This window comes from Croceibacterium mercuriale, from assembly GCF_000802385.1.
In the GTDB taxonomy this organism is placed as follows: domain Bacteria; phylum Pseudomonadota; class Alphaproteobacteria; order Sphingomonadales; family Sphingomonadaceae; genus Croceibacterium; species Croceibacterium mercuriale.
Genome location: NZ_JTDN01000003.1, coordinates 84,509 through 97,701, shown reverse-complemented (window position 1 = coordinate 97,701; position 13,193 = coordinate 84,509). Strand labels below are relative to the sequence as shown.

General features: G+C 61.2%; 14 protein-coding genes and 3 pseudogenes. 8 read left to right on the top strand and 9 right to left on the bottom strand.

All coding sequences use genetic code 11. The features are described 5' to 3' along the window. Positions 1 to 549: a hypothetical protein gene (locus PK98_RS14835; protein ID WP_152608738.1), complete on the top strand. Its 549-nt coding sequence runs from the start codon at positions 1 to 3 to the stop codon at positions 547 to 549. A gap of 624 nt (positions 550 to 1,173) precedes the next feature. Here the strand turns inward: PK98_RS14835 and PK98_RS16500 are convergent. The 4 genes from PK98_RS16500 to PK98_RS14820 form a co-directional block, all read right to left on the bottom strand. Next, positions 1,174 to 2,460, bottom strand: coding sequence for a GDSL-type esterase/lipase family protein (locus tag PK98_RS16500; protein WP_161792456.1), 1,287 nt, complete (start codon positions 2,458 to 2,460; stop codon positions 1,174 to 1,176). Positions 2,461 to 2,491: 31 nt separating this feature from the next. Continuing rightward, positions 2,492 to 3,286, bottom strand: coding sequence for an acyltransferase family protein (locus PK98_RS14825; RefSeq protein ID WP_268745949.1), 795 nt, complete (start codon positions 3,284 to 3,286; stop codon positions 2,492 to 2,494). After that, the gene (locus tag PK98_RS17575) at positions 3,271 to 3,444 is read right to left on the bottom strand and encodes a hypothetical protein (protein ID WP_407637636.1); all 174 of its coding nucleotides are present in this window, start codon (positions 3,442 to 3,444) and stop codon (positions 3,271 to 3,273) included. The genes PK98_RS14825 and PK98_RS17575 overlap by 16 nt, the downstream gene beginning before the upstream one ends. A gap of 278 nt (positions 3,445 to 3,722) precedes the next feature. Further along, complete coding sequence (locus tag PK98_RS14820; RefSeq protein WP_039097823.1) at positions 3,723 to 3,950, bottom strand: hypothetical protein; 228 nt, start codon at positions 3,948 to 3,950, stop codon at positions 3,723 to 3,725. Positions 3,951 to 4,071: 121 nt separating this feature from the next. Here PK98_RS14820 and PK98_RS14815 point away from each other — a divergent pair, with 121 nt between their 5' ends. The 4 genes and pseudogenes from PK98_RS14815 to PK98_RS17570 form a co-directional block, all read left to right on the top strand. Further along, positions 4,072 to 4,509, top strand: a complete 438-nt coding sequence (locus PK98_RS14815) for a LexA family transcriptional regulator (RefSeq protein WP_152608735.1) — start codon at positions 4,072 to 4,074, stop codon at positions 4,507 to 4,509. Between the two features lie 38 nt (positions 4,510 to 4,547). Beyond that, positions 4,548 to 4,973, top strand: coding sequence for a hypothetical protein (locus tag PK98_RS14810; RefSeq protein ID WP_052208889.1), 426 nt, complete (start codon positions 4,548 to 4,550; stop codon positions 4,971 to 4,973). 113 nt (positions 4,974 to 5,086) lie between these two features. Then, positions 5,087 to 5,527: a hypothetical protein gene (locus tag PK98_RS14805; RefSeq protein ID WP_039097821.1), complete on the top strand. Its 441-nt coding sequence runs from the start codon at positions 5,087 to 5,089 to the stop codon at positions 5,525 to 5,527. Positions 5,528 to 5,923: 396 nt separating this feature from the next. Beyond that, positions 5,924 to 6,088: pseudogene (locus PK98_RS17570) on the top strand (phage integrase central domain-containing protein); the annotation flags it as partial. Here the strand turns inward: PK98_RS17570 and PK98_RS17105 are convergent. After that, complete coding sequence (locus PK98_RS17105) at positions 6,026 to 6,313, bottom strand: hypothetical protein (RefSeq protein WP_052208888.1); 288 nt, start codon at positions 6,311 to 6,313, stop codon at positions 6,026 to 6,028. The pseudogene PK98_RS17570 and the gene PK98_RS17105 overlap by 63 nt on opposite strands. Here PK98_RS17105 and PK98_RS16140 point away from each other — a divergent pair. After that, positions 6,312 to 6,812, top strand: coding sequence for a tyrosine-type recombinase/integrase (locus PK98_RS16140; protein ID WP_052208886.1), 501 nt, complete (start codon positions 6,312 to 6,314; stop codon positions 6,810 to 6,812). The genes PK98_RS17105 and PK98_RS16140 overlap by 2 nt on opposite strands. 379 nt (positions 6,813 to 7,191) lie before the next feature. Here PK98_RS16140 and PK98_RS16860 read toward each other — a convergent pair whose 3' ends face one another. Next, a complete protein-coding gene (locus tag PK98_RS16860) occupies positions 7,192 to 7,527 on the bottom strand; it encodes a hypothetical protein (protein WP_161792455.1) in 336 nt (111 codons plus the stop codon). A 422-nt stretch (positions 7,528 to 7,949) separates the two neighbouring features. Here PK98_RS16860 and PK98_RS16495 point away from each other — a divergent pair. Continuing rightward, positions 7,950 to 8,264: pseudogene (locus PK98_RS16495) on the top strand (IS66 family transposase); the annotation flags it as partial. 464 nt (positions 8,265 to 8,728) lie between these two features. On the opposite strand, the gene PK98_RS14780 reads toward PK98_RS16495, so the two are convergent. The 3 genes from PK98_RS14780 to PK98_RS16850 all read right to left on the bottom strand — a co-directional run bounded on the left by PK98_RS14780 (position 8,729) and on the right by PK98_RS16850 (position 11,209). Further along, a complete protein-coding gene (locus PK98_RS14780; RefSeq protein ID WP_152608732.1) occupies positions 8,729 to 9,181 on the bottom strand; it encodes a hypothetical protein in 453 nt (150 codons plus the stop codon). Positions 9,182 to 9,564: 383 nt separating this feature from the next. After that, the gene (locus PK98_RS16855; protein WP_152608731.1) at positions 9,565 to 10,545 is read right to left on the bottom strand and encodes an O-fucosyltransferase family protein; all 981 of its coding nucleotides are present in this window, start codon (positions 10,543 to 10,545) and stop codon (positions 9,565 to 9,567) included. 283 nt (positions 10,546 to 10,828) lie between these two features. Next, complete coding sequence (locus PK98_RS16850; protein WP_152608730.1) at positions 10,829 to 11,209, bottom strand: hypothetical protein; 381 nt, start codon at positions 11,207 to 11,209, stop codon at positions 10,829 to 10,831. A gap of 1,545 nt (positions 11,210 to 12,754) precedes the next feature. Between PK98_RS16850 and PK98_RS16490 the strand changes: the two are divergent. Then, a pseudogene (locus PK98_RS16490) lies at positions 12,755 to 13,162 on the top strand (transposase); the annotation flags it as partial. Positions 13,163 to 13,193 lie beyond the last annotated feature (31 nt).

Below are 13,193 nucleotides of genomic sequence, written 5' to 3'. Positions count from 1 at the left end.
ATGCGTTGGGTGATCGCTGCCGTCGTCCTATTGGCTCTCACCGCAGGCGGGGACCCAATCGACCCCGTTCTCGGCGACAGCGACCTCAGGCCGCAATGGCGCAAGCTCGACGATGGCAGCCGGTTTGCCGTGGTCAGCAGTCCCGGCGGCGATAACCTGGTCGCAATCCGCTGCTGGCTGGATGGAGGTGGTTACCGCTGCCTCAAAGCAGGGCGATCCGCTTCGCTTGAGTCCGTGACGGTGACGAGCGCATGGGAAAGGTCGCTGCCACAAATGGTCTCTCCGGTGGTGCACGCTTTCAATGGGTACAGCTGCGGCATCGAGGGCGACCTATACGAGCGGGTCAGCAGAGACGGCTACGTCCTCGCTACCAATCAGCTTGAGGCCGAAGAAGCGCGCTGGGCCGGTGATGACGTCAAGACGATCATGACGGAGAACGAGCTCACAGGCTGGAGTTACTTCGATTGCCTCGATGTCCTCCTTTCCGTCCGCGCGGAAAGCTTGGAGGCGCTCTCGACGGCCGTCGTCAGCAAGGACATGGCGGGATGACCCCTATACCGAAAAAGGCGCTTGAGGCTGCTGCACGCGCTCTGTGCCGTTACGCCGGCATGCGGGAAGATCTTGAGGTGGAGGGAATGCCCATGTGGGCGAGCTACCTGCCGGAGGCGCTGGAAGCGGTGGAGGCGGCACTGCCGCTGTTGGGCGACGACGATTGATGCTGCGTCTTGCACCTGGCGACGATCCGCAGCCTGACTGCGTTTGACCGGCCGGCCGTGCTCCGGGTTGTGGAGGCACTCACCCGAGCGTCCGTCCCGGTGCCCCGACTTCGGGAGGTCGGACGGCTGAACCAAACCCAATACATAGCAGGTAACACAACCATGATTTCCGATTTCCTCCGGGCCCTAACCAAGCTGCTGCGCGGCGGACTCAATCCGATCGGGCCGCACCAGTGCCCGCATGGGATTGCCGCTGCACCGCCCGGGACGAGTGCGATCAATGCCGACTGGACGCCCAGGACAACTTCTCTTGAGCCGGGGTATGAGCAGCGCCCGGTTGGGGTATCGCCCGGTCAGCTGGCACCATCAGCAGGCGTAAAGTAGTCCGATCTGGCGAGCGGGGCGGATGTATCTTCCGCCCCGGTAACGCCATTTGCGCTCAAATTGACTTAGATCTTCAGGCGACTGGCTCGTACACGCTCGGCGTCGGTCGAGACCAGAATGGCTGATCAGCCATGACCAGGCCGGCTGCTCGGTTCCCAGCATCGGTGTAGTGTGTGCCATCGGTGGTGTAAGCGGCCGCCATCAGCTGTGGATTGGCCGGATCGCAAAGTGCTGCATCAAGATCGATCACGCGGGGAAAGTTCGTACGGATCCATGTGTTCAGCTGATCGCGGACGATCCGGCCCGCGGAATTCGCAAAGTGGGTGGGTGTGGCAGTGCAGACCACAGGGCGCATCCCGTCACGTTCGGCGCGAGTTGCCATCAGCCTGAGATTGGCTTGGATCGTTGCGAGCGGCTGGCCTCGGTGGACATCATTGATCCCGCCTTGGATCAGCGCCCAGCTCGCGTTCACGGCGAGCGGCGTCATGTCGCTCGACCAGCGCGAAACCATAGTGGCGGTCGCCTGACCCGAAATTGCCCGATTGAAGACTGGCATATCGAGCCTGCCCGCTAGCCACTTGGCAGGCGTGAGCGCTTCTTGCGCGTCACGTTGATTGCTGTCGAAATTTTGTGTCGAGTCCCCGATGAGCGCGATGCAGCGTCGATCAGGGGCAACCTCCTCAATCTGCAGCCCGCCCGCTTGCAAGGTGATCGGCGCTCCGCCTGCGTGCTCGCCCCGGTACAGCAACACCGGCATGCCCTGTCCCGGGTTCGAGGCGGTAGCTAAACCAGCTCGGCTAAGCGGCGCCAGATCTCTAGCGGTAAGTGCATAAACCATCGTGAAAACCCGGCGCAGGTTGGGCGTATGCCATTTGGGCTCATGGCCCTCTCCGCCGCGCTCTACCAAGCGGCTCCAAACGAAGCCTTCGCTGTTACCAGCTGAACGCACGTAGAAGCTGATCATGTATGTGCGGCCGGCCACAAAGGGCGAAACTGTCGGCGCATAACGGATGGAGGCTTCGGCGCTTGCCAGGTTGACGGTGAAAAGCCGCAGCGCGGTCCCGTCCTCTGCCGTTGCGGGCACACCAGCACCGATAGTAGCTCCACCAAATGGGAGATAAGCTTGGCTGGCCCAATTCTGCGTAGCCACAGCCAAATTGCGACGTGCGGGGGGGAAGCTGATAGGCTCAGGAGCCGGTGGCAGCGCAGCCGACGGCGGCGGCGTGGGTGTTGGAGCCGAGCCACCATCATCACCGCCACAGGCTGCCAGCAACAGCACGGATCCGCCACCCAGCAAGAAGGTTCGGCGAGAATGATCTTCACGCTGCGTAGACGTTGGAAGAGCGATCGTCAATTGCATGTCCGAGAGGCTCTCCATCGCAAAGCGTGCGTCAAGTTGTGGCAGGGATTGGGGAGGTATAGCGTCGTTGCCGCTGCACAACATAGACAGCGACGGCCGTCACCATAAGCACAGCGCAAAATCCAAGTAGGCCGACCACTTCCGGCCATGGTGACCGGACAGCGACGAAGCGAACAGCAACCTGAAGTGGCGCGTGCAAGCAGTACAGAGGGTAGGAAACCTCACCTAACCAGAGCGGTAGGCTAGGCCAGTGCGGCTCAAAGGCGGCGCCTGCAAGTACCAGAACGGGGAATACGATCAGTACAATCAGCAGGTCCGGCAAACCGAAGAAGCAGGGCAGGATGAGGATCGGTAGGGCCGCTCCAAGCCAACTTGGCTGAGCTCGAAACCGGCCGAGATCGAAACGTACGAACGCTTGGTAAAGCAGCATTCCGAGCGGGAACGCAAAAGCGACGCGGGCCAACCCGACGCCAATGTCGGCCCAGTGAAAACCGCCGTGAAGCGTGCCAGTCTCTCGCCAGACCCAGAGCAAGGCGCCAGCACCTGCCACAGTTACTATCAGCAGCGCCTGCGAACGAAGGCGCCAGAAAAATAACACCAGGGCAACGTTCGCCAGCCACTCTGCGAAAAGCGACCAGTACGACGAGTTCAGCGGGTAGAGATAGTCCGCCGGGCTACCGGGCGTCGGCAACCCTAGGAGACCCATCGGTAGGGCCACGAAAGCGCCTGTAGGATCCTGATAGGACCGCACCGCGAGCCCCAGCATCAGCCCGACGAAGTAGAACGGGTAGAGGCGTCGAGCCCGGCTGATCATGAAGGCGCGCACCCCATTCCTCGCTGGAACCGAGGCACGTAGACGGCTGCCAGAACGAAACCGCTCAACATGAAGAACAGGTCGACCGCCAAGTAGCCGCCCTTAGCTGAGATCGGAAAGATCCCGTCGAAGTGGAACATCACGACGATCAAAGCAGCTATGCCCCGCATGCCATCAAGCGTTGCGAATCGTGATGGCATAAGGGGCGCTACGCTTTGCATTGGCGCCTCAATGCCGCAGCGCACAGTGTGCTGCAACGTTTCGAACGGGTGTGCAATTCGCCGTGATCGCCTCTACCAGCGCTACTGCTTGATGACCTTCCTGCTTCTGTCCGTCCCAGGTCGGGGTACCAAGCCCTCGCCTTGGGGTATCGACGCGCGGGGCCGCTTGATGCCAGAGCGTAAATCGAAGGCCGCGCCAATCGGGGCGGAGGGAGCCTCCGCTGCGATCACGACCTCGGTGACAGTTTCGCGAGCGCTTCGAAGGCCGCGCCGACCAGCGCGGCGACCGCGATCGACCGGATCACCGTCCGCCAGAACTGCCCCGGGTAGAAGGCCGAGAGCACCAGGCCGACCACGACACCAAGCGTGGCCGTGCCCCAGACTGCGTTCGCCCCTTTCGCCGCCGAGATGCTTAACGCCAGAGCACCGGCTATGATAATCACCCACCAAAGCATTGCTGTCCTCACGCCGCGGATACCAACGCGATCGTAGCATCGCTTCGGCTCCATTCATCCATCATATCTGGCAATCCATCGACATTTCCGCTATGTTCCATGGCAGGAAGACGCCGTGGGAATGACTGCAGCACACCCGTCGCCGGCGACTTCAGGCACGCCGACACGGATCACCAGCCTGGCGCCAGACATGGCAAGCTTCCGGCTTCTCGTGCTCGGCTTCGTCCGCGATTACATCGGCCTGATGCACGCGAGCCCCAGCTACGGCGAGATCGCCGCTGAGCTGGACTCCAGTCGCAAGCGGGTGATGAAGGCGGTGCGATCGCTGGAGCGTGATGGCCTGCTGATCCGTGCTGCGGGGCCGCGCGGTCTGCGCCTGCCAAGTTTGCGGGACGCGGCGATCCGCCAGCTGCGGGATGCCGGCTTCTTCATCGACGAGGATCTGAAGATTGCTGCGCCGGTGCCGCCCGAGAGCTGGTTCGAGCGGTACGCGGCCCACTTGCTGCCGGTAACAAAAAAGGGGTCTGCTGACGGCCGCGGCGCTCGACTATCTGCCTGAGGCGACGCCGCCATCCGGAGGCTCGACGAAGGACCTCCATGGCAAAGCGGGCAGCAGCGAAGACCAAGGCAGCACCATCCAACCCGCTGCGTGAGAAGATCCACCGCGGCTATTGCGAGCGTCATCCGGAGCGCGCGGCCGAGCAGCGCTCCCTGCGCATGGAGCAGGCCAACCTCCATCGCGATCACGGCCGGTACCGCCCGGTCGCCACGCCGGAGACGCTGCAGAAGCTAAGCCTGGTCAGCGAGGGCACGCTGTCCAGGATGTACCTGAGCGGCCAGATCGACGCGGACCAGCTCGCCTTCGCGGCCGAGATCGTCCGGGTGCACGATCGTATCTCGGCCGACGTGAAGGTCGGCAGCATGAGCATCGAGGCGCGCGTCGACAATGGCGGTCGCGGCGGCGACGGCACCTTCTTCGAGAAGCTCGGCCTGGTGCGCGCCGAGGTTGCCTATACGATGTAGCGCGCATCACTGAAGCGCGCCGACGTCGTGCTGGCGATCGTGGTCGAGGACGTTGCCTGCCGGCAGGCGGAGCGGCGCTTCGGCATGCGCAATGGATCCGCGAAGAAGCGCTGGTGTCCGCACTGGCGGCGCTCGCCTGGGTGCTGCTCGTGACGCTTCCGAGCCACCAGGCGACGATCGCCGACCAGATCGCAACGATCGAGACCCGCACGGCCGAGCGCGATCGCGAGAGGGCCGCTCACCAGCAGACCAAGCGGGAATACGTCGCGGCGCAGCTCGCCGCGCATGAGCTTGAAGAGAAGCGGCTTGCGCGCGTCGCAGCCGAACAGGAGACCATCACCGATGACGTCACACAGGATTATCGCGCCCGCCTTGCTGCTGCTCGCGGTACTGCCGAGCGCCTGCGCAAGCAGCTCGCACAGGTCGGAGCCGGTGCTGGCGGTGCGGCCGCAGCAGTCGGTCTGCCCGCACCGGCAGTACCGCCGGCGGAGCTGCTGCGTCGGCCAGCGATCGTCGACTTCGTTTCGACGCCGGCGAGCTCGCATGGCGGCTGACTGCCACCGAGCAGGCCATCCAGCTAGACGAGGTGATCAACTGGGTCGAACGCCAAGCGGCTGTCGATCTGAACCGATGATGCCGGGTATCGGCGGGGTATAGGCGAGGCCAATCACCGCCAGCCTACCCGTAAATGGCGATCGGGGCGGAGGGGTCCTCCGCCTCGGTAACGCTCAGCTTGCTAAAACGGCGCGGCTCGTAGGGTTATACGAGCCGCGTTACCCAGCACTGGCCGAATCGCATTTGCAGCCGCCGACCGCTTGTCGCTTGGATGGCAACAGCACGCCAATAGCAGCGTGACCTGAAGATTACTCGTAAAACTTGGCCCCGGAACTTTCGAGCAGCTCGCCCGCGCCTCGCACCGGCACAATCAGCCGACCTGGTCGCCGGCGCACGCAATCGATGTGCTGACCAGCCTGGAGCGGGACATCCTGCCCGATATTGGCGCGACGGCACCGGCCGACATCGACGCGCCCGCGCTGCTGAATTCCTTGCGTTCAGTCGAGCGGCGCGGCCGGGTGACGACAGCACAGCGCATCCGACAGCATCTGGCCGAGATCTTCGCGTTCGGCATCGCCGAGGGCCTGTGTGCGACCAACCCGGCGGCCGACCTCGGCGCCGCCATGAAGCAAGCACCGCCGGCGGTGCCCCACCCTTCCCTTGCCGCGATCGAGGATTGCCGCGAACTGCTGGCGACGTGCGATCGCGCTGGCGGCCGCGCATCGACGTTGCTCGCCTCGCTTCCCGGCGCTGACCGCGAAGCGGCGCGATTCCGTGCGCTGCATGCGCTGGAGCGAGGTCGAATACCTGGACGGACCGGCGCCGTTGTGGCGCGTGCCGCCGGAGCGGCTGAAGCTGAAGCGGTCGAAGAAGGACGAAGCGCGATTCGAGCACTTGGTGCCGCTGTCGGCCGCGGCCGTGCATGTCCTCCGGGAGGCAGCGAGTTTGCACGATCGCGCTATTTCGCAAAACGAAGATGCAAATCTGCACGCCGGCGACGCGCTTGTCTTCTCCGGCAGGAGCGGTGCCACACCGATCGGCGAGGGCGCGATCGGCGAGCTCTACCAGCGCGCCGGGTTCGCCGGCCGGCATGTGCCGCATGGCTGGCGCGCGAGCTTCAGCACGATCCTCAACGAGCAGCTGGGCGAAGGCTGGTCGACCTCAATCGACGCGGCGTTGGGCCATGCGAAGAGCGACAAGGTCGAGGCGGCGTACAACCGGTCCACGCTGCTAGGACGCCGGCGCGGGCTGTTCGACCGCTGGGGACAGATGCTCGCGGGTTGATGCCTACGGCGGTGATCGTCCCCTGAGCAGGCCGCTGAAGTCGGCTCCCCATCAGGACAGAAGAGCTGGGCCTGTCTTCAATCAGAACCTGGGCGCTTGAAGATACCGCATATCACCCAAGTGCCACATATGAGCAGCAACGCACCGATGCATATGTACCAGAGCCTTAGATCCATGTCGTGCGATTCCGGGGTTGCTCGTTAGCCGATGGTCGCTCGCGCAGGTCTGGTCAAGCCAGCCCGGCACCTTGAGCTGGTGAATCTTGTCGGTAACAAAAAGGGGGCTGAGGGCCGCGGCGGCGCTCGGCTACCGGGCGGTACCCGGCGCGAAAAGCGGGGGTGACCAGGCGGCTACCCGGCCGCCGATGAGCGCGAACTCGTCACGACGCAATCGGCCGATTGGCCGTTCCCGCACCCGTGCACATCGGGTCCGGGCTCGTTGGACCTGTAATTGCGAGCACGATCGCTGGCAACGCGTTCAGCGAGGAATGCCACCCAGTCTCGGCCTCGGAATAGGAGAAGCGCGTCGGCATGAACTCTGCGGCATCGACGCGTCCAAACTGACGCACCTGAGTTAGCACATGGCGGGCAAAGGTCGGCCTATCCTCGTAGTCGAATGTGTATTTGCGGAAGCGTTGCCAACTCGGATTCGGGCCGATCCTGGACGTAGCGACGTGCGATGTGATTGATACCAGCCGCTGCTTGCGTTCAAGCAAGCGGCCCGACAGGTAAAACGGCACCGATCTGGCCGCCGGCGCGAACTCGAAAAAGATCGATGCATACGGCTTGAGATTCTACGCCATTCGCCGACCTATTGCCAGTATATTGAACTTCTTCAATCGTGTAGTCACCGTTTGGCCCGACGCGATAAAAAAATCAAAGTAGTTCCCTGCCGTATCTTCCGCTGACGACTGGAGGAGCATCAGCACTGTCCCGTCAGAGATCGCCACGCGACTGTTACGGAGCCCGTCGAAAATTTGGGTCATCCCGGCCTTGGTGGAAACGCGAAATGTAGAGTCCGAGAGGTCAGTCCCGATATAAACGACTCTCGTCACGTCGCCCGACTCTTCCCTGTACTCAGTCACCCTTGTTCTTCCGGTACCGCTCTGGCTGATCTGAAGGAGTCTTTGTCCAGGCGAGCCGCAAAAGCGTCCTTGCCGAGGCGATCCGCTATGCGCTCACCCGCTGGGAGGGGCTGACCCGCTTCCTCGATGACGGCCGGGTCGAGCTCGACAGAAACACGGTCGAACGAGCGATCCGTCCGCTCGCGCTGGGCCGCAAGAACGCGCTCTTCGCCGGCTCGGACGAAGGTGGCCAGCACTGGGCGGTGATCGCCTCGCTCATCGAAACCGCCAAGCTGAACGGCGTTGATCCTCAAGCCTGGCTCGCCAGCACGCTGGCCCGCCTTGCAGCAGGCCATCCTGCAACGGCCCTGGATGGCCTCATGCCGTGGCAGGCATGCCGCTCGCGTGGCCTGAGAACACCGCTTACCATGGAGGCGGTCGTCACGACCGTGCAGCAAAGCTCCGCGATGCAGGCGCTACGCGTCGCGACAACCTTTATGAGCCGCGCACAACACGATACCGGCAGCCAATATGTCCATGCGCGCAACTCCAGCTTGGTGCTGCAGATTCAAGAGCTACCTTCCCTCCTCTTAGCGTTAGCCGCGGTCGGTGCTCCGCTCTTGGTTCGGTTGCGCGAGCCGCTGTGCAGCATAGGTGACAAACACTAGTTCCTCACGCGGGATAAACGATGAACCGCCGATCAGGTCGCGGGCGTCTTTAGAATACCGCAGCATCCGGACAAATCGACGATCATAGGGGACGTTCGAGCGGCTCCGAGCGAATGAACACTTACGCCTATGAACGCTCGGCTTTACGGCGCTCCACATCTATACGGGTCAACAATACTCCGGAGCTACTGCTGGAGGTGGGCTGCGAGGAACTCCGCGATCCAAGCGCGCCAAGTGGCAGCGTCGACCTGGTCGAGGTCCATCATTGTGCGGTTGATATGCTTCCCGGCTCGGCTGAGGATGAAGATCACCTTCCCCTTTGCCGTAAGGATCACTTTTCCAGTAAGCATCTCAGGGCGTGCATCTTCGTCTGGATCATAGATGATCAGGTTGCCAAGCCAGGTGGCTCCAATCGGGTTTTTGCCGAGTGCTGCCACGATGGAGGCTTCGTTATTCGCAGCCTGAAGAGCAGAGTTAGTCTCTTCCAAGATCTCCGTGAACACATCCACTCCAAGGAGCCACAAGTTCTCTATCCGTTTCGTCCGAGCGACATCTGCCTCTGCGGCCCTTGATGCGGCCTCAAGAGCATGCTTATTCTCGCTTCGCTTAGCTGCCAACTTGCTGATCAGGTCGCCCAATAGGACAATTATCATTGTCGCCTCATTTTGATATCTGCCATCCTACCGGCCAATCCTCGTGGTGCGAACTAGGGGGAGCGTGCAGTCACAGCAATCCTCGAGGCAACGTTGCGCGGCGTTTGTGAGCCGCAGCCGTTAAGGTGATGACGTCACATCGGGGAAACTACCTTTCGGCTGCAGGTCGACGGAGAGAAGGTGATGAACTCTTGGGTTGTTAAGGCGCAGAGTTGGTCCCTACACTACGCTATCATACATTGATAACGGTGTGAGGCTGTTCACCCGCCGGCTCATCGTCCTTCCTGGTCGCGCTCAATCGCTCTAGTCACCAGTCCGGAGGGGTCAGCAACACCAAGTCTGCACCTATTGGTTCAACTTCGGTGTAGTCAGCCGCCTTCACCGCCAGCGGCCCGTTCGCGGAGCAGCAGGTCACGTTCCGGAAACGGGGTGTTTTCATCGATCTTGCCGTTGATCGTTGTGGTTCCAACTGACGGCCTGATAAGTCCAACGAAAGACGACATATAAGACATAGTTCGTACGCAATGAGGCGCACGCGCTAGAGCATACATGTTTACCAATGCCTCCAACGCCTTGTCTTCGGGTGACATGGCAGAAAAATGCCTTGCCTTGCCAGGCATAACGACACCCCGGTCGTACGACGTGAACGTCACTTCAGGCCAAGCTTGCCGCACGAGCACCGAGAAGTTAGCGTCATCTGTCGCAAGGAACACGTTTCGCGCGCTCGGCATGTGCGGCTTCAGAGCAGTTAGCATAAGCTGTGCATCAGTAAGCCCCGTCTCCATGAATTTATCGGTGCCACGAAAGTGAATTGAGAGATCGAAATCACGCCCACCAGAAGCTGCATCGATCTCCGCTGCTAGCCGTTGGTTTGGTGTGAAGTGGGTCGCGAATAAATCTTTGGCCGCTTCATGCGGGATGTGCGAAGCAATCTCGCGGGTGAGCAGCCACTCTCGTCGTTGCGTACCGATCGCACGGCCGTCGCTCTCGAATCGCGAGAGGAAATAAAGTGGAAAGATATCCTGCCTCTCTCCGTAAAGCGGGGAGCTAGCACGAACTTTAAGAGCCATCCGGTTTTCCGCTGCCCAGTGTGCCACTCGCAATGCATAGGCCATTAGCGCGCCCATGCCGACGCGCAAAGATAAATCCACCGTAAATGAGTCTCCTGCCTGCAGGGGCGCCAGCTTCCAGGCACAATATTGCGGCGCTCGCTTGATCGCCGTAACCGGAGCAGACCCTTTAACTTGTTGGAGCATCGCCTTGGCCCTTTGCCGTGCATTCAAGAGTTGCGACATCGTTCTCTCCACGCTGCTGTCAGAGCTGCAATGGCGCATGAGTGCACTGACCATGCTGCCTTTCAAGCGGCTCTTAGATGCTGGAAGTTCGACAGGAAAGGCCGGACGGCATCAGATGAGGCAAGCCTTTTCTCTAATGTGATGAACTCCTGAGATCGTGCATCTGGTAGGCAGAAGGTGTTGTTGCGCCCTAATCGCCTGACGAGGTCTCGTGGGGCCGAATGATGTACTCGCGGTGTGCCCCGGGGGCCCGGAGCCTTTTGCGGGGGGACCTCGGTGTGATGGGTGAGCCAGAGAGGCAGCTGTTTGCGGACGGTGCACGCACTGCGCCCGAAGTTCACGCGGACATAGTCGCGCTTGACGATGCCGAGAAGGCGTCCGCCATGCCGCTCGATGGGGGTGAGCTGACCGGCGTCATCTCCGGTACCAGGCCGATGCCGCGAGCGAAGCGGCGGGTGTCATCGGTGACGTAAGGCCTGCCATCGTTGGTGAGCCATTTGATAGGCCCAGCTAGCCGCTCCCCAGCGGCGGAGCGTTGCTCGATGGTGGCGACTATCAGACCGCGAATTTCTTTGGCAGTGATGCCGTCAGTGATCGCAACGTGTGCCATCGCTTTGAGATCACAAGATTCGAGCGTGGAGGCGGTGCGCACCTTCTCGCCATTGTCGCAGGCGATCTCCAGAGCGTCAGAGCACCAGCGAGTGTTATGGCGATCCACGGCGACACGACCTTCATTGCGCCGCTGCCCTGTTTGCGCTGAGGCAATGCACCAGAGGCAATGCACCTTCATAACCCGGTAGACCCGCTGGGATCGGGCGCTGTGCATTTGGTCGTGGGCGCCTGCCGCACAGCAGGGCATGGGCGCTGCGATAGCCATAGATGGGCCGATCGGCGATCAGGATGCGGATGTCGCAGACCAGCTCGCCATCAGGCAGTGACGGTCGCCCGCGTGGAGGTGGCAGGTCGTGCAAGGCGGACAGGTGCTGCCGACAGATGCCCGGGGCCTCGGCCACGGCACTCACCGGTAGTCCCCTAGCAATAAATTTCAGCGAAAGAGGAGTTTTTGGCCTTCGACTCGGGACACAGCCTCCCGCAGGATCTTGGCTTCTATCGTCTTGTTGCCGACTAGGCGCTGACGCTCGGCAATCCGGCTCTGCAGCCCACCGCACTCGCATGCAGGGATCGCCTCCTCGCCTGCGCGGGCGCCCGCGGCCATTCAGAGGAGCCGCTAATTCCCGAGGTGCTGTTGTAGTGACCGCTGGGTAGATCAATCTTGCTTCTTGCAAAGCCCTCGGGCTAGTGCGGTTAACCTAGCCGTCATGACCTGAGGGGTGATTTGAACATTGCGAAATGCCGGCCCGCGATCATGACGATCTCTAGCTAGCCGAGCAGGTATCCCGGTCCCTTATCAATCCTTTGCACCGGCGCTGATGCCTCCTTGCTGCAAGCATGGAGATCTGGTCCAATCTCTCTATTCTAACCGATTTTTTTCTTTTTGGACGTTCGCAGTGCGCCATAGTAGAAAAAGCTAATCGCGTTTCCGGTTGAGTTCTGCGATCGACTAAGATCGCAGAACGCTAGCAATCGGAACAACCTTGCGTTGGTATAGCAAGGCTATCAAACGCCGTAGATGATAAGAAAGAAGGTGAAGCATGACTAAGATCATTAGGGGAACGTTTTGTTACTTATTTCATTCCAAGCACCATCTATTCGAACGAGTTTCTAACATGAGCTACAGGAGAAAGTGCAGGAAGTGTTCGCACGAGTCGCGGTTTTAGGCCGGGAGTCTTCTGACTTCGCAGGAATTACTTCACCCCGTGAAGATTGAGACTTTCTGGCAGCGCAAAACTTCGAAGTCGTGCACTGTAGCTATGACCTTTGTTTAAGCATAACATACCATCGATTCTTTTCGCTTTTTGTATTCTGCTTTATATCGCTGTGAGACTGTCACCTACGTGCGTCGCTCCTATGCAGACGTTGACTTGAAGTGCGTAGACCCGTGGTTGAACACGTCGACTGATTGAGCTTGCCATTGTTCTACCATCGGCAGCGAGAGGTTGCGCTAAAACGCCGTTTAACGGGCGAAACTGGGTTGCAGCTTTTGGGCACGGCTAGCAGCGATCATGAATTGCTGGAACGGCGTGAGTTGCACCTGCAGGATAGCAGACGTTGCGCTCATCAGCGGCTCGACGTCCCTTCCCTCATCCGACGATCTGCAGCTACCATTCGGCTGGTGCCCTCAATCTGACGTCGTTACCGCTGTGCGGCGACGCTGATCGCCGAGGTTGGCGATCTTACCCGTTTCGACAATCCCAAGCAGTTGATGGCGTATGTCGGTTTGGTGCCGTCGGAGCACTCCAGCGGTGCCCGGCCCCAGCGCGGCCGCATCACGTGTGCGGGAAATGCTCAGGCGCGCACCACGCTGATCGAGGCGGGATGGTCGTATCGATTGCCAGCACGCGAGAAGCGGCGATAGCGTGAACGGATCGCAGACTTGCCGGACGAGATTCAGGCGATAGGCTGGAAGGCCCAGGTGCGATTATGCCAGCGCTTTCGCCGCCTGTCGGCTGCCGGCAAACCTCAGCCGAAGGTGACGACAGCGATCGCTCGCGAACTGATGGGCTATGCATGGGATATCGCCAGGCGGGTGTCGCCTGCGGTGGCGGGTTAATCCCCTCGGCAGCGGCTACGAAAGGAGGCGC

Excerpts from the sequence above, each read along its gene's own strand:
- PK98_RS14815 (WP_152608735.1), top strand. The coding sequence starts at position 4,072 with ATGACTGCAGCACACCCGTCGCCGGCGACTTCAGGCACGCCGACACGG.
- PK98_RS14820 (WP_039097823.1), bottom strand. The coding sequence starts at position 3,950 with ATGCTTTGGTGGGTGATTATCATAGCCGGTGCTCTGGCGTTAAGCATC.
- PK98_RS16500 (WP_161792456.1), bottom strand. The coding sequence starts at position 2,460 with ATGCAATTGACGATCGCTCTTCCAACGTCTACGCAGCGTGAAGATCAT.
- PK98_RS16140 (WP_052208886.1), top strand. The coding sequence starts at position 6,312 with ATGCGCTGGAGCGAGGTCGAATACCTGGACGGACCGGCGCCGTTGTGG.
- PK98_RS17575 (WP_407637636.1), bottom strand. The coding sequence starts at position 3,444 with ATGCGGGGCATAGCTGCTTTGATCGTCGTGATGTTCCACTTCGACGGG.
- PK98_RS17105 (WP_052208888.1), bottom strand. The coding sequence starts at position 6,313 with ATGCAGCGCACGGAATCGCGCCGCTTCGCGGTCAGCGCCGGGAAGCGA.
- PK98_RS16855 (WP_152608731.1), bottom strand. The coding sequence starts at position 10,545 with ATGGTCAGTGCACTCATGCGCCATTGCAGCTCTGACAGCAGCGTGGAG.
- PK98_RS14810 (WP_052208889.1), top strand. The coding sequence starts at position 4,548 with ATGGCAAAGCGGGCAGCAGCGAAGACCAAGGCAGCACCATCCAACCCG.
- PK98_RS14835 (WP_152608738.1), top strand. The coding sequence starts at position 1 with ATGCGTTGGGTGATCGCTGCCGTCGTCCTATTGGCTCTCACCGCAGGC.